A 23,565-nucleotide genomic window follows, 5' to 3' on the forward strand; every position below is an offset into this window, starting at 1 on the left:
ACCTACTTTTTTTTATAAAAGTTGAAGGGGGTTTAAAGAAGAATGAAAAAAGCTTTGTTATCGTTGCTTTCCCTTTTGTTGGTTCTTGCATCATTGCCGCTTGGAGTCAGCGCTGCAAATCCTGATGAAACCAACGTCGAATTATGGAATGCGGTCAAGCCGCTCGAAACGACTGTGACATTCTTGAACAGCGGTGCCCATCCCGATGATGAACGCAGTGACTTTCTCGCTTATCTATCGAGAGGGTTAGGGGTGAAAACATCCAGCCTGATTGCAAACCGTGGTGAGGGAGGACAAAATGAAATTGGGGATGAACTGGACAACGCTCTTGGAATCATCCGTTCGAGGGAAATGATAGAAGCTGCAAAAATCACCGAGGTTAAAGCCTATCACCTAAGTGAAACTACCTCTGATCCCATTTATGATTTCGGTTTCTCTAAAACACCCGAGGAAACATTACAAAAATGGGGAGAGGAACTCACATATGAACGGCTTATCCGCTTTATTCGGAAGTATCAGCCAGATATATTGATGCCATCCTTTCAAAATGATGATACCCAGCATGGACATCATCGAACAATGACAATCTTAAGTGAACGTGCCTTTAAGGATGCCGCCGACCCGACTGTTTTTCCACAACAATTGAAACAAGGTCTATCGGTATGGCAAGTGAAAAAGTTATATTTGCCCGTTTCCTCGGCAGATCAAGCAACCACTTCGATTGAAATCGGTAAATATGACCCAATATACAATATGACTTACCCACAGCTTGGAGAACAATCCCGCTATCTGCATAAAAGCCAAGGCATGGGTTCTGATATCCCGGCAGCACCTCGCCAGATCCATCTGGATTTGAAGCAAAGCGCGGTTGATACAAAAAGCGATTCGGACCTTTTTGCAGGTATACCTTACAATTTTACTGAATGGGCTGAAAAACTCCCCCGCTCAGCTTCAAAATTAATAGGTGAATTTAAATACTTGCAACGGAATTTGGACGCTGTTATTGCGGCTTATCCAAATGAAAAACGTGTTTTTTCAATATCCCAAAATGCTCTCTCCAATGTTCGGTCAATTACTGCGCAAGTCAAAAAGGCAAAGCTAAGCCCTGCCATCAAAAATGACTTGCTTCATAAGCTCTCATTAAAAGAAGAGCAATTACAAAACGTCAGTTATGTCTCCTCAGGACTCGAAGTTCAAGCTAAGGCAGCTTCAAAGATTCTTACGAAAGGTCAAAATACGTACGTAACCGTAACCATGAAGAATAACGGAAAACAAACATTGAAAAAAGTCGCTGCTGCATTGAACGTGCCTAAAGGATGGAAGACAAAAACAAAATCTAAAGATGTCAATCTGGCTCCAAATAAATCAGCGACAATGACCTATCTGGTTGAAGTCCCTGAAGATGCATCCTACTTCCACGCCTATGATGAATCAACCATTACGACCAGCATTTCTTATAAATCCGGCAGCACAAAAACTTCCATCCTGGAGGAAGTGGATGGAACGATCGCTGTCCTTCCCGACATTGGCCTTACCCTATCTCCTGAAGATATCGTCGTAAATACGGCAGATGTAAAAGAGGAAGTCCCAGTGACGGTGACCCTGAAAAACTATACAGAAGGAAAAGCATCGGCAAAGGTCGCTTTAAAAGTCCCTGAAAATTGGGGAGTTCATCCGAAAAATGCCAATGTATCATTTAAAGAAAAATCAGAAGAAAAACAAGTGAAGTTCACCCTCAGACCACCGAAGGCAGTACAAAATGGGGAATATCAGGTGAAGGCAGCTGCTACTGTCAATGGGAAAACCTTTGATTCGACCATTCAGGAAATTTCCTATGACCATATCGGAACATTCTATTACCAATACCCAGCAGCTATCAATACCGTTGCGTTTGAGCTATTGAAGCCAGCTTCATTAAAAGTGGGGTACATTGAAAGCGGATTCGATAAAGTGGCAGATTACTTAAGCAATGCAGGGCTGAACATTACGAAGTTAACTGCAGCTGATTTAGCAGAAGGTGATTTAAGTCAATATGACACGATCGTTACAGGCATCCGTGCCTATCTATCGAGGGAAGATTTAAAGGCAAATAACGCGCGCTTACTTGAATATGTGGAAAACGGCGGCCATCTCGTCGTTCAATACCATAAACCGGGTGATGGATGGGATGCCCTGAAGACGGCTCCCTATCCTCTTACCCTTGGGAATCCTTCGATTCGCTGGCGGGTAACCGATGAAAAAGCCACAGTAAACGTGTCGAAACCAGAATCGGCGCTTTTTAACTATCCAAATAAAATAACAAATGATGACTGGAGCAATTGGGTCCAAGAAAGAGGATTGTATTTCCCAATGAAATGGGATGAACGGTTTGAAACATTCATTTCCATGGCTGATCCTAATGAAGAACCATTTGATGGCGGTATCCTTATGGCTAAATACGGTAATGGTACCTACCTCTACACCAACCTTGTGCTATACAGGCAAATTCAAGGCCAGGTTCCAGGCGGATATCGAATCATGACGAACTTGATTAGTTACGGTGCCAAGTAAATAAAGAAGAAACCTATGCATGTGTTGAATGCATAGGTTTTTCTTTTTTTGACGATTGCCAATTGAAGCCATCGCCTGACCGATTCCTGCTCTAAAAACAAAAAAAGTTATGCACAAAGATGAGGGAAAGGCTCATGCGTTTGGGTTCCCCGCATTCCTTTGTCCACACTTCATGCACAACCTTCATTCATGATTTACGATCTTAAAAACATCCCGTTAAAGCACTTTGCTCAAGAATGCTTTGGTTCTTTCGTGCTGAGGGTTACCGAATAATTCATTCGGCTCATTTTCTTCCACGATATATCCTCCATCCATGAATATCACCCGGTCCCCGACTTCCCGGGCAAAGCCCATTTCATGCGTAACAACGACCATTGTCATGCCTTCTTTAGCCAGTTGTTTCATTACCTCCAAAACATCGCCGACCATTTCAGGGTCAAGGGCAGAAGTAGGTTCATCAAATAGCATGATCTTCGGATTCATCGCCAATGCCCTTGCGATGGCGACCCGCTGTTTTTGTCCGCCGGAAAGTTCCCCTGGATAGCTATTTGCTTTTTCCTTTAAACCAACCTTATCCAATAACTCAAGCGCTAATCTTCCTGCTTCCGCTTTATCGGTGGCACGAATTTTAATGGGGCCCAAGGTTATGTTCTCCAAAACGGTCTTATGAGGAAATAGATTGAAATGTTGAAAAACCATTCCAACTTCTTGCCGGACTTTGTTTATATTGATTTTCCTTTTAGGATCGGTAATATCGTGTCCGTTAATGACCACCTCGCCGCCCGTAACTTCCTCAAGGAGGTTCAGGCAACGCAGGAATGTACTCTTTCCAGATCCAGAAGGGCCTATTACGCAAATTACTTCCTTTTCCTGCACTTCTGCATTTATATCTTTTAAAACCTCGATAGTTCCAAATGATTTTCTCAGGTTTTTTACTGTAATGATGCTCATCGAACTTGTACCCTCCTTTCTATGAAATTAGCAATTAGGGTTAACAAATAGATGATGATAAAGTAAATTACACCCACGGCCAACCAAACTTTGAATGCTTCAAAGGTTGCCGAAGCTTGAATCTGACCTTGCTGGGTTAAATCGGCTATACCAATGACGGATAATAGAGAAGTGTCCTTCAAGCTGATGATCGATTGATTCGTAATGGTCGGGAGCATCCTTCTAAAGGCTTGCGGAAGCACGACATATCTCATTGTTTGAGCTCCAGTGAACCCGATGGATCTTGCCGCCTCCGTTTGCCCTTTTTCGATGGATTGTATCCCTGCCCTTATTATTTCAGCAAAATATGCCCCTGCATTGATTGCAACGGTAATTATTCCAGCTGTTGTACTGTCCAAAGAAACCAAATTCAGTGAATTCACACCAAAATAGATAAAAAATAACTGAACGATGAAAGGTGTCCCTCGTATCGCATCCACATAAACCTTTGCAATCCAATTCAAGATTTTGATGGGGGCAAGTCGCAGCAATGCGACAAGTAAACCTATCAAAAAACCTAGGATAATGGCAATCACAAAGATATAAAGTGTGACCTGAAGTCCTTTTAATAAAAGTGGCAACGCCGCAACAATTATATCCATTTCTTTCACCCCTTTGAAAAAGAAAGCGCGCCATAAGCGCGCCTAATGAGCTTTAATCCATTGTTTATTAACCTTATTCACCAAGATACGTTTTTATAATTTCATCGTACTTGCCGTCTTTTTTAAGATTGGCAAGACCATCATTTATTTTTTTCAATAAATCCTCGTTTTGCCCTTTCAATACAGCAATTCCATATTGGTCACCATTCAAACGTTCACCTACGATTTTCAATCCAAGGTCTTTTTGGGCGATTGCATATGAGATGACAGGATAATCTTCTATAAGTGCATCCGCATTACCGTTGGCCACTTCCTGGAACATTGCCGGACTATCATTGAATTGAACAACTTTGATTCCTAGTTTCGTAGCATTATCCTGTGCATATTTAGCACCTGTCGTTCCTTTTTTCACTGCTATGGTTTTTCCTTTAAGGTCCTTAACGGTTTTAGTGCTTGTATTATCTTTCTTAACAACTATTGTTAACCCTGCATCAAAATACGGTGTTGAGAAATCCACTACCTTTTTTCTTTCCTCTGTAATGCTCATTCCCGCAATGGCCACATCAAGCTGATTGGCTTGCATAGCCGGAATGATTCCACCGAAATCCATTGGAGACAATTTGATTTTGAAATCCTGGTCTTTCGCGATTGCATTGATCAATTCGATATCTATACCTTTATAGTCGTTCCCCTCTTTAAATTCAAAAGGAGGATAAGTCGTATCCACACCAACTTTATATACCTTTTCAGGTTTCTTTTCCTCACCTGCATTTTTCCCTTCATTGGTTCCACAAGCCGAGATAAAGATAGTTAAAATCAAAAACATACTCAATAAACCAAGTTTCTTCATTCAAATCACTCCAATTCTTAAATTATACGTGATAATAAATAATTCTCCCTATAATATAGCATAAGTATAAAGTATTATAATATGAATTTTTAGAATAAATAATATTTTCTTTAAATAATTTTTATGGATGTTTTTCCTAATATTGTTCATGTGATGGAAAACACAAAAAGGCTATGGGATCCTTCTCGATAAAAGTAGCCGTTCATGTCATCAATACCTCTAGAACAATACCCTTGGAGGGTGGTATTCACCAGGGTCCTTTAGTCATCCCTAATAGGAGATACCCCATTAGTTGGATAGGGAAAAAACTAAATCAATTAACTTTTTGGATGCTTTTAAACTAGAATATAGGAAATGTTTTTCCGCCTCCACTCTCCCTGCTTCAAATGTCCCGCGCAACTGTGAGTCCTACCATGTCTGCTTCTATCAAAAAAAAGGCCAACCAGTAATTATTACTGGTCGACAAGTTTGCCTGCAAATATGCATCCTTAATTGAATAAGCTTTAAAACAAAAAAAGAACCTTCAATCAAAGATCGATTAAAGGTTCTGTTGTTTTTAATTTCAATGATGCTTCGATATCCAAAAATTAACTATAAACTAGCTCTTTTTTTTTGCTCAGACCAAGCGTCTCTGATGTTGAAGTTTGAATTTCGTGCAAAAGCTCTGTATTTTCCATTAGTGACTCCCCATAAGAAGGAATCATTTCTTTAATTTTCGGTTCCCACTCTTTCATGCGTTGCGGGAAGCATTTATTAATTACCTCAAGCATAACGTGAACAGCAGTAGAAGCCCCTGGTGAAGCACCTAGCAATGCTGCAATAGAGCCATCGGATGCACTTACAACTTCCGTACCAAATTGAAGTGTACCTTTGCCGCCTTCAACAGTATCTTTGATAACTTGAACACGTTGGCCTGCTACTACTAAATCCCAATCCTCGCTCTTAGCGTTCGGGATGAACTCCCGTAGCTCTTCCATGCGCTGTTCTTTCGATAACATAACTTGCTGGATCAAGTATTTTGTCAATGGCATCTCTTTTGCACCTGCCGCCAACATAGTTAAGACATTATTCGGTTTTACGGAAGTTATTAAATCGAACATTGAACCTGTTTTTAAGAACTTCGGTGAGAAGCCCGCAAATGGTCCAAATAGCAACGATTTTTTATTGTCGATAAAACGTGTATCAAGATGCGGAACAGACATTGGTGGTGCACCAACTTTAGCTTTTCCGTATACTTTCCCATGATGCTGTGCAACAACTTCCGGATTATTACATACCATGAAGTATCCACTTACCGGGAATCCTCCGATATGTTTCCCTTCAGGAATGCCGGATTTTTGCAGTAAATGCAAGCTTCCGCCCCCGCCTCCGATAAAGACGAATTTAGCATTATGACGTTCTACGCTACCGGTATCGACATTACGCACTTTTAATTCCCATGAGCCATCACTGGCACGTTTAACATTATCAACACTATGTTTATATTTGATATCGACGTTTTGAGCCTTTAAGTGGTCAAACAACATGCGTGTCAGAGCACCGAAGTTAACGTCTGTACCGTAATCAATTTTTGTTGCCGCTATAGATTCATTCGATGGACGGTCTTGCATAATAAGTGGAATCCATTCCATCAGTTTTGCTGGGTCATCGGAATACTCCATACCTTGGAACAGAGGATTTTTGGACAGCGCTTCAAAACGTTTCTTTAAGAACGCTACATTGTTATCCCCTTGCACCATACTCATATGAGGCAATGGCATGATAAAGTCTTGCGGATTATCAATCAGCTTACAGTTTACAAGATACGACCAAAACTGCAATGAAACTTGGAACTGTTCATTTATTTTAATTGCTTTGCTAATATCTATAGATCCGTCAGCTTTTTCGGATGTATAGTTAAGCTCGCACAGCGCAGAATGTCCCGTACCCGCATTATTCCATTCGTTAGAGCTTTCTTCTCCTGCGTTTGCAAGCTTCTCAAATACTTTGATTTCCCATTCCGGTGCTAACTCTTTCAGTAATGATCCCAAAGTCGCGCTCATGACTCCGCCGCCAATTAAGATAACGTCTGTTTGTTTCTGTATGTTGCTCATTATAACCTTCCTTATCCCCTATATTTGCAAAAAAGATGTAGGCGCTCCTGCTTAGGTGTCAAAAAAAGCCCGGCACGAACTAGGAACACACCTTTTCTGTCTCCTTATAACTATATCATAATCTATTATTATTATTTCATAGATTAAAATATTCTACTATTACTTTTTTTGTTAAAATGTTGATTTTGAAAAGAAATTAGCTTAAACTTATCCGCCCCGATAGTCACATTCAAAGATTTCCTCAGCAACTTCCCAACATTGAAGGAAGAAACTGTTAGTGAAATAATATTGACAGATTCGAAAAAACCAGGAAAATACACATTTATTGACAAAAACAGAAGGAAAATTAGAACTTTCTGTAACCATTTCCCTAAAAAACAAAGGCCTTCCTGAAATTGCTAAACTCTTAACTTTTTAACTAGTATCATAAATTCCACCCAATTATTAGATATTATAACAATACCAATAATTACTGAAAACTAAACCAATATAAGGTAATGTCACCGATAATATTCTTAATTTTAAGACTTATCTCATAGTCCCTCATTATTATAATTTCTCAACTTATTGCTATTACAAAAAAACATTATTTCTCTTATTTTCGCAAAAAGATATTTTCAACTTTATGTTCCGGCCCTTTTTTCAAGATGAGTTTTGCCCGTCCTTTTGTCGGCATTATATTTTCATGTAGATTTTTCAAATTAATTTCTTCCCAAATTTGAGTCGCTTTTTTTATGGCCTGTTCTTTAGAAAAGTCAATATAACGATGGAAATAGGATTCGGGACTTTGAAATGCAGTCTTTTGAAGTAAAAGGAACCTTTCGACATACCATCGCTCTATGTCGTTAACATCTGCATCTACATAGAGTGAGAAATCAAAAAAGTCACTGACGAATACTTGATTTTCCTTGTCAACTTGAAGAACATTAACACCTTCCACTATTAAAATATCCGGATTACAGATCGTCTGCACTTCATTTGGCAAAATGTCATACTTCAAATGTGAGTAGATTGGAACTTCCACTTTATTTTTTCCCGCTTTTACATCTCCGATAAGATTGATTAACTTTTGGGTATCATAACTTTCAGGAAACCCTTTTCTTTTCATCAATCCTTTATCTTCTAATAGATCATTTGGGTACAAAAAACCGTCGGTAGTGACAAGACCTACGTTTCTGTGATTATCCCATCTGGATAATAAAGTCTGAAGCAACCTTGCAGTCGTACTCTTTCCTACAGCAACACTCCCTGCAATCCCAATGATATAAGGTACTTTTTTAGCATCAGTTTTTAGAAATGAAGAAGTGGCTGTGTTAAGCTGCTGAGATGCCTCAACATGTAAATTGATCAAACGAGTCAAGGGCAAATAAACCTCTTCCACTTCCTGAATGGATATTTCTTCATTTATTCCTTTTAAGTTATCCAATTCTTTTTCAGTTAAAGGAAGAGGGGTATGGTTTCGCAAAGATGCCCACTTTTTTCGATTGAATTCAAAATAGGGAGTATAGGAACTCATGATTTTTCGTTACCTCACTTTTTAGAGTTACTATCAGTTTAACAAGGATGATGTCCATAAAAAAGATGTTCCTGATCCCTAATTCACTAAATTGATTAAGCTTTGAATGATAACCCACCTGTCTCCAAAGCTTCCCTAAGTTTCGGTAAAGAAGCTGGTCCCATACCGTGGAATTTCAAAATCTCTTTTTCACTATATGCTGATAGCTGTTGTAAAGAGGTTACCCCATTGCTTTCCAATGCACGTCTGGCAGGTGCCGAGAGCACTGAAAGGAATCCTGTATCAGGTTTTCGTTCCTGCTCACATACAGGGCAGGTCGGACAGTCGCTGGATTTATGGTATTTGTGTCCCTTTTCGCAAGTCCTCAAATTCTGCTTTGAAGTGGTCATTGTCAATTTCTCCTTTTCTTCTGGCTTTTAAGTCCAAACATAAAAAGTTCACCCTTCACAATGAAGCAATCATTTTAATCCATTTTATCATTAATTTCATTGGAAAAGGGCTGCCGCAGCAACCCTTTGCAAAACGCAAAGTGAATGATGGATTAACCCACTTTGTCCTCCTTCTTAGCCTCTATTTGAGCATTTGCTTGTACACGCTTGTCTATTCCAAAAGCGAAATAACTGATTGCTACGATAGCCAGAAAACCTATTCCAACCATAAGAGATATACGTGTGTCATCATTAAACCACATACCGACCAATACCATGATCAAGAAAGCGATGGTCAGGTAGTTTGTAACAGGTGCAAACGGCATCTTGAATGGATGATTGTGCATTTCAGCTTTTTTGACCTTCCTGAATTTAATTTGACTGATCAGAATGACAAACCATGGAATCATCCCAGGAAGTACACTCGCACTGTATACATGCACAAATAAATTTTCTGGTGCAATATAACTTAAAACAACTCCAATCGCCAAACCGACGATCACTCCGAACGTACCGAATAAAGGGACACCGCTATTAGATACTTTTGCAAAGAACTTTGGCGCTTGTCCATTCATCCCTAATGTGTAAAGCATGCGTCCTGCACTGTAAATACCACTATTGCAGCCAGACATTGCAGCCGTGATTACGACAAAATTAATGATTCCAGCTGCTGCAGTGATACCAACCTTCGCAAAGGTCGCAACAAATGGACTGCCAATCGAACTTAATTGATCCCAAGGGTAAACGGTTACAATAATGAAGATCGCACCGATATAGAAGATTAAAATACGCCAAATGGTACTTTGAATCGCTTTGGTTATCGTTTTTTGCGGATCTTTTGCTTCACCAGCCGTAATCCCGATTAATTCTACACCTTGATAAGCGGCAACCACCAGTGAGAGAGCAAAGAAGAAGCCCTTCCAGCCGCCTGTAAATAAACCGCCATGTTCCCAAAGATTCGATAACCCTAAGGCTTCCCCACCGTTACCGATCCCAAAGAAAATCAGTCCTAAACCTGCAACGATCATTAAAATAATCGTTACGATTTTAATCAGTGCAAACCAAAATTCAATTTCCCCAAAGGACTTAACGGAAATTAAGTTCGCTGCTCCAAGAATCACCATTGCAATTAAACCTGGAATCCAAGCAGGGAGATCAGGGTACCAATACTGCATGTACGTCCCCACTGCAATAATTTCTGCCATCCCGACGATAACCCACTGGAACCAGTTACTCCAAGCTGTCAAATACCCTGCCAATGGATGAATGTACTTATAACCAAATGTTGCAAATGAACCTGTACTTGGCTCTAAGTACAGCATTTCCCCCATTGCGCGCATGATCAAGAATATAAATAAACCAGAGATCGCATAAGCTAACATTACAGACGGACCTGTCCATTGAATCGTGCTGGCTGAACCCATAAATAAACCGACACCAATCGTTCCGCCCAAAGCGATCATCTGAATATGACGGCCTTTCAAGTCCCTATTCAAATCTTTGTTTGCCATTCCATTTCCCCCTACACTACTAATAGTCGAAATTTTATGCAAGATGCTTTTTACACTCCCTATTTAGTATAGAAATGATATAGCAGGCACCACTTTATTTAATCCTTCTTAAAGCCGCCTCATAAAATCACTCTTCACTTTTAAGCATTCCTGACAGTTAGAAAGATTACTATCCATTTTCATGTTAATTCTTTATTCTGTCCGAGGTGCCATAGAAAGCGCTTACTTTTTACCGGTTATAACAAGTTCACCCCTTAAACGTAAAAATTCCCCTGTATAAAATAACTCGAATAAAAGAGTTTTGCAACTCTTTTATTCGGCTGGCAGGTTTTATTACGCTGTTACCAAAAGGGACTTTAATCTCAACTTTAACAACATATCATTGGTCATTTTCTCCAAATCATATTCCGCCTTGAATCCCCACTCTTCCTTTGCACATGTTGAATCAATTGTATTTGGCCAACTGTCTGCAATGGATTGTCTTACAGGATCGACTTCATAATTCATGACAAATTCCGGTATATGCTTTTTAATTTCGGCTGCAATTTGCTCCGGATCAAAGCTCATGGCAGAAACATTGAAAGAATTCCGATGTTTCAATTTTGAAGCATCTGCCTCCATTAAAGCAATGATGGCAGCTAAAGCGTCCGGCATATACATCATGTCCATATACGTTCCCTTATCAATGTAAGAAGTATAACGCTTGTTTTTAATCGCTTCATAGTAAATTTCAACTGCATAGTCGGTAGTTCCGCCACCAGGAGGCGTGACATACGAAATCAGTCCCGGGAATCGAAGCCCCCTCGTATCAACCCCAAATTTATGATGATAATAATCACATAATAACTCTCCGGATACTTTATTCACGCCGTACATCGTATTCGGCCGTTGAATGATGTCTTGCGGTGTCCAATCTTTAGGAGTGGTTGGACCAAACGCACCAATGGAACTAGGTGTAAATAATTGGCAATCTAGTTCCCGTGCCGTTTCCAAAGCATTGACCAACCCGCCCATGTTTAAATGCCAAGCTAACAGCGGCTTCTTTTCAGCTGTTGCCGACAGTAAAGCGGCCAAATGTATAATCGTATCCACTTCATGTTTTTTTGCCATGTTAAACATCGCTTTTTCATCCGTAACATCCAAAACTTCAAATGGACCTGATTGAGCAACATCGCTGTCCGTTTTTCGGATATCTGTCGCAATGATATTATCAGCTCCATAAACCTCTCTCATTTTTAGCGTCAGTTCTGAACCAATTTGACCTAAAGCTCCCGTTACCAAGACCTTTTTCATCAAAAATCCCTCCCCATGTTTTAAACTCTGAAACAAGCAATCTACTTATATGATCGACATCTCTTTTCCTACTTTTTCATAAATGGCCAATGCGCTATCCAACATCTCTTTTGTATGAGCCGCAGTAGGCATATTCCTCACTCTTCCTGTACCTTTTGGAACGGTAGGGAACACGATGGATTTAGCATACACACCTTCTTCATTCAGCCTCTTGCTGAATTGCTGCGTTTTTGCTTCATCACCTATAATGCAAGGCGTAATCGGTGTTTCGCTCTCCCCGATTTCAAACCCTAATTCTTTTAGGCCTTTTTTCAAGTAATCGCTATTTTCCCAAAGCTTATTTTGAAGTTCTGAGCTATTCATCAAAATATTTATGGCTTCTATGCTAGCTGCAACTGCTCCCGGTGTGGCAGCCGTTGAAAATAAAAATGGACGGCTTCTCACCTTTAACCAATCAATCAAATCTTTCTTTCCTGCTACATAGCCCCCAACAACACCAATGGCTTTGGATAATGTTCCAATTTGGAAATCCACTTTATCCGATAACCCAAAATGCTTAACCGTTCCTGCACCATTACCTAATACACCCGAACCATGTGCATCATCAACATACGTAATTAAGTCGAACTCTTCGGCAATCTTCACAATTTCAGGAAGTTTGGCTATATCCCCATCCATCGAGAACACTCCGTCGGTAATGAGCATGATCTTGTTATACAATCCGGACTCCTTTGCTTGACGTGCTTTTGTCCGTAAATCGTCCATGTCGGAATGGATAAAGGGAATGATTTTCGCCTTGGATAGTCGGCATCCATCAATGATTGAAGCGTGATTCAGTTCATCTGAAAGAATGGCATCATTTTTATCCATCACTCCTGAAATCGCTGCCATATTACAGTTAAATCCAGATTGATAAGCAATGGCTGCTTCTGTATGTTTAAACTCGGCGAGCTTTTCTTCCAATTTGACATGAATATCTAACGTTCCGTTGATCGTACGAACGGCACCTGCACCGACACCATATGTTTTCGTCGCTTCGATGCAAGCCTCTATTAATCGCCTATCTGTTGCTAAACCTAAATAATTATTGGATGATAAATTAATTAGCTCCCTGCCCGCAATCGTGATAACCGGACCATTAGCACCTTCCACTGGATCAATAACGTTGTAAAGTCCCTTTTCTTTTAAATCTTCCAAATTTTCTTTCAAAAATTCATTTAATATTTCACTTGACATCTAATATACCCCCTCATTGATGGTTGGAATACATGCAGGATTTTTATATGTTTTACACCTATTTTAAAAATATTGTATTTTTTCCCTTTTTTCCAAAAATACACGTGTCTTCCCCAGAAACACACAGAGAATTAGTGTAAATCCCTTTATACTAAGTGTTATAACAATCATAATAATGGATAATTTTAATGTTGTCCATATTGTGTGGACAAAAAAATTTGAATTTTTGCAGTTCTTACAATCAACATCCGCCTAAAATGCGTTTAAATCAATGAAAATACGAAGAGAATTTCATCAATTTTCCAAGGCAACCGATGTTATATCTACTGGTTTTTTGGAGACCTTAACCATTAACCTAATTAAGGAGGGGTATAGTGAAAACGGAAGATGAAAAAACTTCAGAAGGCCTAAATGAGATTTTTGAAATTATCAATGCAAAAGGTGACATTGGGGAATTAAAAGAAATCGTCCAAAAACCTGATGAACAATCAAATGAAGACAAGTAAACCAAGGGGAATATCCTCTTTCAGTTTGTTGACAAAAGGAAGTTCAGAATGGTTCATTTCTAATCATGAATTGTTTTTGGGGCTTATTACCTCCCAGGCAATCGCTTTCCTCGGACGGTCTTTGCGCCTGAGGGGTCTCCCTTGGACATGCTTTTTTAAGCAGGAGTCCCGAACACCCGCTCCAATCAATTGGATTGTTTTTTAAAAGATAAAAACTGCAGGCAAACCCGAGTTCTTCCAATTTGTCATAGTCAGCAAGGGGATTAATTATCCTCTTTTTTGTCTGTTTTACATTGTACTTATGTACGCTTAAGTCCATTACAACAATAAAAAATGAGCTGCTGATCAGCTCGGATATTGAATTGAATCTCATGTACAAAAAACAAAAAAGTCATGCAAATAAAAGGGATAAAGGGGCTAAGAATAAGGATTTTCCCTATTTCTCTTCCTTGTCCACAATCCATGCACAACTAACAAAATTACTCCTCTACTTCACTAATCCTATGACAATAATGCTCCATAAATCAGACTTCGATGTCCCACCGGTCCTTTTCGGTCTCCTTCATCTTTCCATTTTCTCGGGATGGATAGTACGGAATTCATAGTGGTCAACCGGATGATTTCGATCATCTTTTCTATCATACTTTTCGGATCGAATTGGTTTTTTAATCCCTTTTCTTGCTTTTTCATAGCCTCTGCTCTTGTAAAATTCTTTTCTCCACGTACCATTTCCATTTTTCCTCAGCTGCCCTGTCGTTAAAACCGGTATTGTAGGCACCCGGATTGATGGTCGCAACCTGCCCCCAAACTCCTCCAGATCAGCCTTTAAGGTTAATGCCATTCCCTCGATGGCATGTTTGGTTGCTGCATACGGACCGCCGTATGGTGTCGTTATGATCCCAGCCATTGAACTTAAGAACAGGAGCACCTCTTGGACCTTCGCCATTTTAGATGTGGTGGGAATCAATACCGCTTATAATATTTCACTTGCAAAAGCGAAAGCGACAGGTGATCCAGAAGTTGAAAAGCTGGCTAACTTATTGAAAACAGAGTATATCGTAAAGGGAAAATCGGAAGAGAGGCGGGAGAAGGCTTCTATAAATATCCCAACCCCAATTTCGCAAAACCAGACTTTTTAAGAGGCTAATGTTTGAGAAGGTGCCTTGAGGGTCCCTTGTGTTTTTTTACTATTTCGCACTTTCTATCCCTTCAATAACATCATAAAAAAAGACCATGAAATCGTAAAAAGTATTTTTCACGATTTCATGGTCTGATTCATAATGGACATGTTACAGTGTTATCCTCTATATCTCAAAGTTAATCCTTTTAAGAAATTCCTGGCGTATCGATCTCCGCACTCTTTATAATTCCTATGACCCACTTTTCTTAATATAGCGCTTAATTCACCTTTGGTTATCATGACTCCTGCTTCTTCCAAAATATCAATCATATCCTCACTGGTTAATGATAGTGCTATTTTTAATTTCTTCAGAAGGATATTATTCACACTTTCCTTATGCTTTACAGCCGGTGCCTGACTTTGAGGCTGACCAGGTTTTGGCTCTTGTCTCCCTCTTTTAAAAATGATCAAACCATTTAAAAAGGACTCTAGCATCAAGTTATTGCAGTTTACCCCATCATCAGCTTCATCCATATCATATTCTTCATATTCTTCATAATAATCATCTTTTGGTTTTGTGAGCATCTGCATGACTTCTTCCATTGTCACTTCGATCTCCCCAAGTTTAAATATCTCAACCATATCTTTATTTTTAATATCCAGCGCATATCTTAATCGAATTAATATATCATGATTATGCATCCAAAACCCTCCTATGTATTTCTCGATTTTCACAGTACTTTCATTATTTCACAAATGGTTGGAAATAAACGCAGATTAAAATCCGAGAACCTTTTACAGATTCCCGGATCACTCTGCTTATTCTTTAATCAGCTTCAATGAGGTTACTACTTCCACATGGCTTGTTTGCGGGAACATGTCCACGGGCTGCATGGCCTCCACGCGATATGAAGAGCCCAGTTCTTGTAAGTCCTTCGCCAATGTGGACGGGTTGCATGATACGTACACTATGGTTTCCGGTTTAACTTTCAAGATTGTCTGCAGTAAGGATTGGTCACAGCCGGATCTTGGCGGGTCGACGACCAGTACGTCCGGTTTCCAGCCTTCTTTGGTCCAGCGTGGAAGGATATTCTCGGCTTTGCCTGTTTCATAGTATACATTGTTGCGTTTATGTTTTTTGGCATTTTTCTTGGCGTCCTCAATGGATTCTTTGATGACGTCCATTCCTCTGACTTCCTTGGCGTTTTCAGATAGCCATAGCCCAATGGTTCCAACACCGCAATAAGCGTCAACCACTTTTTCCGTGCCGGTTAAGGCTGCCGCTTTTTTCACTTCATCATATAAGCGGACAGTTTGAACCGGGTTAAGCTGGAAGAATGTACGGGCCGATAGTTCGTATGATAGGTCACCCAATGTTTCGTTGATGACTTTTTCGCCTGCCAGGTGAATCGTTTTTTCGCCAAAAATCAATGATGTATCCCGGTTGTTGATGTTTTGTACGACCGATTTCACTTCTGGCAATTGGTCACGAATTTGTTTTAGCAACTGATCTTTTTGTGGAATTTCCTCCGCTCCCGTAACAAGGACAACCTGCACTTCACCTGTTTCAAATCCTACCCGTGTAATGACAGTACGGATGACACCTTTTCTTTTTCTTTCATTATAAATCGAGATGTTCAGGTTCTTCAGTATCTTTTTCACTGTACGTGTCACCTTATTCGTTGCCTTATGCTGTACAAGGCAATTCGGGATATCGATCAGTGTATGGGAGTTCATGCCGTAAAGGCCAGCAATCAACTTGCCATCTTTTTGGCCGACTTGGTACTGACTTTTATTGCGATAATTCCAAGGATCTTCCATGCCGATCGTTTCTTTTACATTTAATGAAGAAACTGGGAACCCCGAATGACGTTCCATCGCTTGAATGACGATATCTCGTTTTTCAATAAGCTGCTGGTCATAGCTCAAATGCTGCAACTGACAACCGCCGCATTCAGCGTAAACCGGACATGGCGCTGCAATGCGATGCGGTGATTCTTTACGGATGGTTTTTATTTTCGCCTCGGTGAAGTTTGGCTGAACCTTTGTAACCAAAGCTACAATTTCCTCACCAGGTAATGCTCCAGGGACGAAGACGACTTTCTTTTTGAAATAACCGACTCCCTCTCCGTTAATTCCCAGCCGTTTAATCGTAAGGGGAAGGGTTTGATTCACTTCTAGTTTTGTATCTTGAATGTTTGTCATTTCTTTTCACTCCGTTTTTCAATGCTTCTCCACAAATAGAGGGAAGCGTAGCTTAGATATGGAGCCCATTTCACACTATAGGACTCCATTTCTTCTTGGGTTGGCTTTTGCGGTAAGCCATATAATATTTTCAAGGCATTTTGAATGCCAATGTCGGCTTTAGGAAATAGGTTCGGCCGGCCAAGTCCAAAAAGCAGGAAGTTTTCAGCCGTCCATCTACCGATACCGCGTATTTTTATTAGTGTATCCATAACCTCTTGATCGGATAGCTTTTCCATTATATCAAGGTTGAGATGGCCCTGAATGATTTGCTCGGAAAGTCCGATGACGTATTCCGCTTTCCGGCCACTGAATTGAATGGCTCTTAATTGCTCGATTTGTAGTTGGGCTATTGTTTCCGGTGTCGGATAAAACCAGGCGCCTTCCATCTGGAAGCCGAAGGTTTTGACGAATCGTTCCGTGAGCGTATGGGCAAAAGATAAGTTCAATTGCTGATGTATGATGCATTTCACGAGGCAACTGTAGTAATCGAAGTCCAAGACGATGGCAGTACCGCGGTGCTCTTCGAAGATTTCCCGCAAATCGGATTCCCGGAAGTGCCGGGAAACGCCTTCCAATGGCTGATGCCAATGAAAAACCTTTTTTAACCGTTCGATTGCTTTTGACTTGTACACCTCTGATTGACCTTTGATGATAAAAGATGGTTCATCGATATTTCCTATTGCCTGAACCTGCAAAACGATTGGTTCTTTTTCTATATATAGCGGAACTTTTACCGTCCTGTTAGTAAAATCAACTACCTGAAGTGGGTCTAACGATAATCGTTCGAGAACAAGATCGAAATTATAGGGTCCTTGAACCTGTAACTTTTCTGTCCACACAAGCGATCCATCCTTTAGCAGTTTTCCACGTATTATAGCATGTTTCCTGAAATATTACTTGAAATCGAGAAGAATGGATAAAAGCGGGACCTGAAATATCACGACAGGACCCGCTTCTCATTTTAATAAAGCATTCGGTTCGGCAACTGTTTCTCAATCATTAATTCATCAAGGCTACCAAAAGTGTACCCCTGTTTTTCAAGATCCGTCAGAATCGAGTCCAATGCTTCCGCATTATCCTTCGATACGGTATGCAATAATAAAATCGCGCCGGGATGAATCTGCTTAAGCACTTCATCATGTGCAAAAGCGGCACCCTTTTGTTGATCTACAATCCAGTCCCTATATGCCAGTGACCAGAAGATGTGGTAATACCCTTCCTTTTTTGCGACCCTCATTGTTCTCTCATTAAATACGCCACGAGGCGGCCTTAAATAGTTCATTCCCTTTTGCCCTGTTAATTTTTCCGTTGCTTCTTTTACCCGCTCAAGCTCGGTGCGGATCACATCGTCCGTCACGCTGGTCATATCCGGATGGTTCCATGAATGGTTTCCTACGATATGCCCCTCATTGGCCATACGGACAACAAGCTCAGGTGCTGTTTTTAAGTAATGACCCGTGACAAAAAAAGCTCCAGGAGCACCATGTTTCTTCAGAACATCTAAAATCTGGGCCGTATAGCCATTTTCATAACCGTTATCAAAGGTTAAATAAACGACTTTTTTCTTTGTATCCCCCTTATAAATCGCTTCATATTCAGGCAGCATATCATTGAATTTTTTTCCGGCATCGGCAGGTGTACCATTTTTACCTTTATTGAATCCCCAATTATAGGATTCTGCAAAAGCTGGACTGGCCAAAGAGCATATCAAGCATATAAAAGCGGATAAGATCATCATTTTTTTCATTGAAACATCCCCCATGTCTTTTTTCTTATTGTTTGGAACATGGAGATTTATATGCATGATATTGTGAAGGTCGAATTCCTTCCGCAAAACAAAAAAAAGGCCCTTCCTCCGAAAAGGCTAGGCCTCCATGTTCTGTTTATCCTTTAAATAACGCTTGTGCCGCCTTCCAAATAATGGCGATAGCGAAAATGAGAACGATTAAAATTCCGACTACGTCAAGGAATGTTTCAAGACCGGAGAAAATCGTGTTTGCCACAGGAAGTTGGATGAAAGCAAAACCGGTTATCATGGCGAAAAAGAATAAGATGTAGTTATTCTGCATGAAAATCCCTCCTTTCTCTTCTAATGTATGTGCGACCATTCCAAAAGATTGTACTTTTTTGAGGTAATTTTCGCCTTTTTTTTCATATACATGTACCAAGGGGGGAATGTAATGCTGGAATGGGTTATCACTCTTGGCTTTGTTGGTTGTCTTGGTTTAAGTGGTGGAGTGTTTGTTCATTTTGTGAAAAGCGGATTGAATTTAGAGGATTCATCAAGGATCGATCCACTGCCGGAAATCAAAGAGTAAGATATGCAAAAGACGCTCAACCTTTTGGTGAGCGTCTTTTGCGCCAAACATTTATTTAAATACCGGTTCTTTGAATTGTGCCAATTTTTCCAATGAAGATTGCTGGACGTCTTTATGCAGGCTGTTACCATGTGAATCCATGGTAACTACTGCAGTGAATCCTTCAACATTCAGATGCCACATTGCTTCTGGAATACCAAATTCAGTGAAGTTCACACCTTCGACGGATTTGATGCAGTCTGCATAATATTGAGCAGCCCCGCCGATTGCATTTAGATAAACGCCGCCGTGTTCACTTAATGCTTCTAGTGTTTTTGGTCCCATTCCGCCTTTACCGATAACTGCACGGATGCCGAATCGCTTCATGATATCGCCTTGGTATGGTTCTTCACGAATACTTGTTGTTGGTCCGGCGGCCTTCACATGCCATTTGCCCTCTTCATCCTTCAGCATAACCGGTCCACAGTGATAGATGATTTGTCCATCCAGGTCGATTGGTGCAGGATTTTCAGATAAGTGCTTGTGGATGGCGTCACGGCCTGTATACATTCTGCCGTTAATATGAACTACGTCACCCACTTTTAATTCACGGATTTGTTCTTCCGTGATTGGTGCTTGCAGGGTGATTTCACGAGAAGCTTCAACGTCCGATTCTGCAGCGGCTGCCACTTCATCCTTCGCTGCTTTTTCTGCTTCCAGAGCAAAGTCGATTTTCTCGCCTTCTTGATACAACCACTCATTGATTTCGCCTGTTTCAGGATTGACTTTCACTCCTAAACGGCGGAACGCCCAGCAGTTGTAAGCAACGGATACGAAAAAGCTTGCCGGAATACGGTGCATGACACCGATTTTACATCCAAGCAGTGTAGTTTCGCCGCCAAAGCCCATTGTGCCGATGCCCAATTCATTAGCAGTCTTCATGATGTAATCTTCAAGTTGACGAAGATCTTCATTCGGATTCACATCTTCATTACTGCGGAAAAGTTGAGCCTTAGCCAGATCATATCCGGATGAACGGTCCCCTCCGATACCCACGCCGATGAAGCCTGCACTGCAGCCTTGTCCTTGTGCTTGGTAGACAGAGTGAAGGATACATTTACGGATTCCGTCCAAATCACGGCCCGCTTTTCCCAATCCTTCAAGTTCCATTGGCAGACTGTATTGGATGTTTTTATTTTCACAGCCGCCGCCTTTTAAGATGAGACGAACATCAATATAGTCTTTTTCCCATTGATCGAATTTAATGACAGGAAGACCTTCCCCAAGGTTATCCCCGCTATTTTCTCCCGATAAAGAATCAACTGCGTTTGGACGAAGTTTTCCGCCTTTTGTCGCTAAAATGATGGCATTTCGAATTGCTTTTTTTATTTCAAGTTGGTTCACGCCAACTGGAGTTTTTATTTTGAAAGTCGGCAGACCAGTATCCTGGCAAATCGGTGATACATTGTCGTCAGCCATTGTAATATTATTCGTGATGGTGGTCAGGCTCAATGCAGAACGAGTACCTGCATTTTCACGTTGTTTTGCACTTTTGACCGCACGACGAACATCCTTTGGAAGATTCGTTGAAGTTTCAACGATAAGACTGTACATACTTTCTTGGAATTTTTGAATATCCAAATTTCTCTTCCCCCTCTTATTTCCCCTAGATTAGATTTAATCATTTCCCTGCTTCTCTATAAATAGTGAATGATTCACACCCGTTTTATTATACATCTAACATAATCTTTCGAAAACAAGTAATTATTTTTCTTAATGAACAGCAATTTAGAGAGAAATGAGTAAAGCGCCAGAAATAGCCCATATGTTAAATTTCATCACCAAACATTTCCATCAAAAAAGGGATGACGAAGTTTCTCGTCATCCCTTCCTGAATATTAACATTTAAAAAATCATACTATCGAAACAGATATTAGTCTTCGCGGGTTTTGAATTGTTCCACTTTGCCTTCCAAATCATCTATCATGCCGATTAAACGGTCTATATCTTCCAACTCCGTATTTTCCGGTTCGATATGATCAAGAACCTCCATGAACATCGTGAGGCGTTCCTTTAAGTATGTTAATTGTTCGTTTTTACCTGTAATGGATTTTCCCATGAGGCACTCTCCTTCCGTTCTTCTTTCATCGTAACGAAATCTGCTTGAAAGTGCAATGGCAAGCTATAAATGCAGCTCTCCGCCATTTGACAATTTTTGTCCCCATTGTTCATAATGGGTTAGTGCATTATTACGTAAGGAGTTTTAAATATGTCAATAATCAAGCAAGATCTTTTAACACCAATTACACCCAAGTATGATCCTTGGGAAGCATATATGGACGTTGAACAATATGGAAAACTCAGCCTTACCAATGTGGAATTCACCACCACCACCCTTTGCAATATGAGATGTGAGCATTGTGCCGTCGGTTACACACTCCAGCCCAAGGACCCGGATGCACTGCCTCTGGAATTACTGAACCAGCGCCTTGATGAGATCCCTTTGCTTCGCTCGCTCAGCATTACTGGCGGGGAACCGATGCTTTCAAGAAAACAAGTGAAGAATTATGTTTTGCCTCTATTGAAATATGCCCGTAGTCGCGGGGTCCGGACACAAATCAATTCCAATTTGACCCTTGACTTGGAACGGTATGAGGAAATCATTCCTTATTTGGATGTTCTCCACATTTCCCATAATTGGGGAACGATCGATGAATTCATTGATATCGGCTTTGCCATGATGGATCGAAAACCATCCCGGGAACAGCGAAAGAAATTATTTGATAAAATGATCGAAAATTCCCGTGCCCTGACAAAGGCTGGTGTACTGGTATCTGCGGAAACGATGCTTAATAAACGGACATTGCCTCATCTTGAGCATATTCACAGGCAGATTGTCGATGAAATGGGATGTCAAAGACATGAAATTCATCCGATGTATCCAAGCGATTTCGCTTCGGCACTTGAAACTTTATCACTGGACAAAATGCGTGAAGCGATTCATCATTTGCTTGATATCCGAGATGAAAATGTTTGGATGCTTTTCGGTACCCTGCCATTTTATCCTTGCAATAACAGTTTAGAGGATATTAAGCTGCTTCAACGCCTTTATGGTTCGCATAAAGTGACTGTGCGAAATGATCCTGATGGACGATCACGGTTGAACATCAATATTTTTACCGGGGAAGTGATCGTGACCGATTTCGGGGACGCGCCTGCATTAGGGAATATCAAAGATCAGCCTTTGACCGAATCCTATGAAACCTGGATGAATTCGAAACTGGCCAATGAATTGAATTGCCACTGCCCGGCAGTCAAATGTCTAGGCCCGAATGTACTCGTCAAAAATGCATACTACCCGAAAGAGGACTTCAGGATCAGGAAGTCAACAATATGAAGAAAAACTCGCCAATCCGGCGAGTTTTTCAATTTACCTGGGTTGCTGTGAGACTGTAAAACTGAAGGAAACATGGTCCTGAACCGGTATCCATGCACCGATGCCTTGCGAAGTGATGTTCTTTATCGTAATGGTTCTTTTATTTCCTTTTAGGTTCAAATACACTTCGCCATATGTGACCTTGCCTTTTTCATTTACGGCGGAAGCAAAACTGGATAAGTAACCAATCCTATTTGACGCAACATTGTATACTTGATCTTTTTTCGTACCAGCTCCAATGATCGTTTCAAAAGCCAAAGGCAAATTCGTTTTCTCGGTGGCCTTTAACAGCATCATCTTTTGAACATCCTCAGCCTTTGGAATTTTCGCCGTCAGACCGCCACTCACTGCCTTCTGACTTTCCTGGACATAACGGATCTTATATGGAACTTCACCGCCGCGATTATCATAATAATTCGTATTGATTTTTTGGTATTCCCAGTTTGGTGCTGTTTCCGAAGACTCATAATTCAAGGCCCAATGACCAAGGTAAATGGTCGCCCTGTATCCAAAAGCAAGCGGGGCCTTTGCAATTGCGGATTCATTCAACATTTGGATGAGTTCTGGATTTTCAATCTTGATATCCGACGATTCGATCAATTGTTCGGCAAGATTACTTGGCTGCAGCATCGGAAGATCCTGGGTCGGGTTCGGATACGTATTCTCCTTTGCAATATTCAATACGGAAGGAGGGATATTCACCTTATTCGGATTTGCTTTGACTTCTGGTATATCTGCTGCAAAACTTACATTCGCCTGTATGAAGGCAATTAGGGCAATCATCGTAATAAGAATAGTTCTTCTCATGCTGTCGCACTCCTTTTGAGGGGTTCAATCATTTGTTTATAGATTTTGTTTTTAGCCCACATTCTATACATTTCATTAAGATT

General features: G+C 40.6%; 23 protein-coding genes and 1 pseudogene. 5 read left to right on the forward strand and 19 right to left on the reverse strand.

The window, feature by feature from the left end:
- The first annotated feature begins 42 nt into the window (after positions 1–42).
- Positions 43–2,550, forward strand: a complete 2,508-nt coding sequence (locus J7I90_RS21305) for an NEW3 domain-containing protein (protein ID WP_214773645.1) — start codon at positions 43–45, stop codon at positions 2,548–2,550.
- A 216-nt stretch (positions 2,551–2,766) separates the two neighbouring features.
- Here the strand turns inward: J7I90_RS21305 and J7I90_RS21310 are convergent, their stop codons facing one another.
- The 9 genes from J7I90_RS21310 to J7I90_RS21350 form a co-directional block, all read right to left on the reverse strand.
- Positions 2,767–3,501, reverse strand: coding sequence for an amino acid ABC transporter ATP-binding protein (locus J7I90_RS21310; protein WP_251025402.1), 735 nt, complete (start codon positions 3,499–3,501; stop codon positions 2,767–2,769).
- On the reverse strand, positions 3,498–4,142 hold the full coding sequence (locus J7I90_RS21315) for an amino acid ABC transporter permease (RefSeq protein ID WP_214773646.1): 645 nt from the start codon (positions 4,140–4,142) through the stop codon (positions 3,498–3,500). Before J7I90_RS21315 ends, J7I90_RS21310 begins: the two co-directional genes overlap by 4 nt.
- Positions 4,143–4,215: 73 nt before the next feature.
- The gene (locus J7I90_RS21320; RefSeq protein ID WP_214773647.1) at positions 4,216–4,992 is read right to left on the reverse strand and encodes a transporter substrate-binding domain-containing protein; all 777 of its coding nucleotides are present in this window, start codon (positions 4,990–4,992) and stop codon (positions 4,216–4,218) included.
- A 587-nt stretch (positions 4,993–5,579) separates the two neighbouring features.
- Positions 5,580–7,085 carry a malate:quinone oxidoreductase gene (locus tag J7I90_RS21325; RefSeq protein ID WP_214773648.1) on the reverse strand — a complete coding sequence of 502 codons (1,506 nt, stop codon included), beginning with the start codon at positions 7,083–7,085 and terminating at the stop codon, positions 5,580–5,582.
- Positions 7,086–7,680: 595 nt separating this feature from the next.
- Positions 7,681–8,601 (reverse strand): type I pantothenate kinase, encoded by a 921-nt coding sequence (gene coaA / locus J7I90_RS21330; protein WP_214773649.1) that lies wholly within the window; start codon positions 8,599–8,601, stop codon positions 7,681–7,683.
- A 95-nt stretch (positions 8,602–8,696) separates the two neighbouring features.
- Positions 8,697–8,990, reverse strand: coding sequence for an RNA polymerase alpha subunit C-terminal domain-containing protein (locus J7I90_RS21335; protein ID WP_214773650.1), 294 nt, complete (start codon positions 8,988–8,990; stop codon positions 8,697–8,699).
- Between the two features lie 152 nt (positions 8,991–9,142).
- Positions 9,143–10,540: an amino acid permease gene (locus tag J7I90_RS21340; protein ID WP_214773651.1), complete on the reverse strand. Its 1,398-nt coding sequence runs from the start codon at positions 10,538–10,540 to the stop codon at positions 9,143–9,145.
- A gap of 333 nt (positions 10,541–10,873) precedes the next feature.
- Positions 10,874–11,833 (reverse strand): L-threonine 3-dehydrogenase, encoded by a 960-nt coding sequence (locus J7I90_RS21345; protein ID WP_053533708.1) that lies wholly within the window; start codon positions 11,831–11,833, stop codon positions 10,874–10,876.
- Between the two features lie 45 nt (positions 11,834–11,878).
- Positions 11,879–13,069 carry a glycine C-acetyltransferase gene (locus J7I90_RS21350; protein ID WP_214773652.1) on the reverse strand — a complete coding sequence of 397 codons (1,191 nt, stop codon included), beginning with the start codon at positions 13,067–13,069 and terminating at the stop codon, positions 11,879–11,881.
- A 374-nt stretch (positions 13,070–13,443) separates the two neighbouring features.
- Here J7I90_RS21350 and J7I90_RS27855 point away from each other — a divergent pair, with 374 nt between their 5' ends.
- Positions 13,444–13,575: a hypothetical protein gene (locus J7I90_RS27855; protein WP_311315197.1), complete on the forward strand. Its 132-nt coding sequence runs from the start codon at positions 13,444–13,446 to the stop codon at positions 13,573–13,575.
- A gap of 43 nt (positions 13,576–13,618) precedes the next feature.
- On the opposite strand, the gene J7I90_RS21355 is transcribed toward J7I90_RS27855, so the two are convergent.
- Both J7I90_RS21355 and J7I90_RS21360 read right to left on the reverse strand, forming a co-directional pair.
- The gene (locus J7I90_RS21355; protein ID WP_214773653.1) at positions 13,619–13,948 is read right to left on the reverse strand and encodes a hypothetical protein; all 330 of its coding nucleotides are present in this window, start codon (positions 13,946–13,948) and stop codon (positions 13,619–13,621) included.
- Positions 13,949–14,137: 189 nt separating this feature from the next.
- Complete coding sequence (locus J7I90_RS21360) at positions 14,138–14,482, reverse strand: Rossmann-fold NAD(P)-binding domain-containing protein (protein ID WP_214773654.1); 345 nt, start codon at positions 14,480–14,482, stop codon at positions 14,138–14,140.
- A gap of 11 nt (positions 14,483–14,493) precedes the next feature.
- Between J7I90_RS21360 and J7I90_RS21365 the strand changes: the two are divergent.
- Positions 14,494–14,722 (forward strand): annotated as a pseudogene (locus J7I90_RS21365) (3-hydroxyacyl-CoA dehydrogenase family protein); the annotation flags it as partial.
- 150 nt (positions 14,723–14,872) lie between these two features.
- Here J7I90_RS21365 and J7I90_RS21370 read toward each other — a convergent pair.
- The 5 genes from J7I90_RS21370 to J7I90_RS21390 form a co-directional block, all read right to left on the reverse strand.
- Positions 14,873–15,397: a YehS family protein gene (locus tag J7I90_RS21370; protein ID WP_214773655.1), complete on the reverse strand. Its 525-nt coding sequence runs from the start codon at positions 15,395–15,397 to the stop codon at positions 14,873–14,875.
- Between the two features lie 117 nt (positions 15,398–15,514).
- Complete coding sequence (gene rlmD, locus J7I90_RS21375) at positions 15,515–16,900, reverse strand: 23S rRNA (uracil(1939)-C(5))-methyltransferase RlmD (RefSeq protein ID WP_214773656.1); 1,386 nt, start codon at positions 16,898–16,900, stop codon at positions 15,515–15,517.
- Complete coding sequence (locus tag J7I90_RS21380) at positions 16,897–17,781, reverse strand: DNA-3-methyladenine glycosylase family protein (RefSeq protein WP_214773657.1); 885 nt, start codon at positions 17,779–17,781, stop codon at positions 16,897–16,899. The genes rlmD and J7I90_RS21380 overlap by 4 nt, the downstream gene beginning before the upstream one ends.
- 122 nt (positions 17,782–17,903) lie before the next feature.
- Positions 17,904–18,689, reverse strand: a complete 786-nt coding sequence (gene pdaA, locus J7I90_RS21385; protein ID WP_396020033.1) for a delta-lactam-biosynthetic de-N-acetylase — start codon at positions 18,687–18,689, stop codon at positions 17,904–17,906.
- Between the two features lie 136 nt (positions 18,690–18,825).
- Positions 18,826–19,011: a hypothetical protein gene (locus J7I90_RS21390; protein ID WP_214773658.1), complete on the reverse strand. Its 186-nt coding sequence runs from the start codon at positions 19,009–19,011 to the stop codon at positions 18,826–18,828.
- A gap of 111 nt (positions 19,012–19,122) precedes the next feature.
- Between J7I90_RS21390 and J7I90_RS21395 the strand changes: the two genes are divergently transcribed.
- Positions 19,123–19,260, forward strand: a complete 138-nt coding sequence (locus J7I90_RS21395; RefSeq protein ID WP_164468808.1) for a hypothetical protein — start codon at positions 19,123–19,125, stop codon at positions 19,258–19,260.
- Positions 19,261–19,311: 51 nt separating this feature from the next.
- Here J7I90_RS21395 and J7I90_RS21400 read toward each other — a convergent pair whose 3' ends face one another.
- The gene (locus J7I90_RS21400; protein ID WP_034305659.1) at positions 19,312–20,880 is read right to left on the reverse strand and encodes a fumarate hydratase; all 1,569 of its coding nucleotides are present in this window, start codon (positions 20,878–20,880) and stop codon (positions 19,312–19,314) included.
- 292 nt (positions 20,881–21,172) lie between these two features.
- Complete coding sequence (locus J7I90_RS21405) at positions 21,173–21,358, reverse strand: SE1561 family protein (RefSeq protein ID WP_034305661.1); 186 nt, start codon at positions 21,356–21,358, stop codon at positions 21,173–21,175.
- A gap of 150 nt (positions 21,359–21,508) precedes the next feature.
- Between J7I90_RS21405 and yfkAB the strand changes: the two genes are divergently transcribed.
- Positions 21,509–22,636 carry a radical SAM/CxCxxxxC motif protein YfkAB gene (gene yfkAB / locus J7I90_RS21410; protein ID WP_214773659.1) on the forward strand — a complete coding sequence of 376 codons (1,128 nt, stop codon included), beginning with the start codon at positions 21,509–21,511 and terminating at the stop codon, positions 22,634–22,636.
- Between the two features lie 33 nt (positions 22,637–22,669).
- Here yfkAB and J7I90_RS21415 read toward each other — a convergent pair whose 3' ends face one another.
- Positions 22,670–23,482 (reverse strand): YfkD famly protein, encoded by an 813-nt coding sequence (locus J7I90_RS21415; RefSeq protein WP_034305665.1) that lies wholly within the window; start codon positions 23,480–23,482, stop codon positions 22,670–22,672.
- Between the last annotated feature and the right edge of the window lie 83 nt (positions 23,483–23,565).

This window comes from Bacillus sp. ISL-57 (genome assembly GCF_018613135.1).
Taxonomy (GTDB): Bacteria; Bacillota; Bacilli; order Bacillales; family DSM-1321; genus Peribacillus; species Peribacillus frigoritolerans.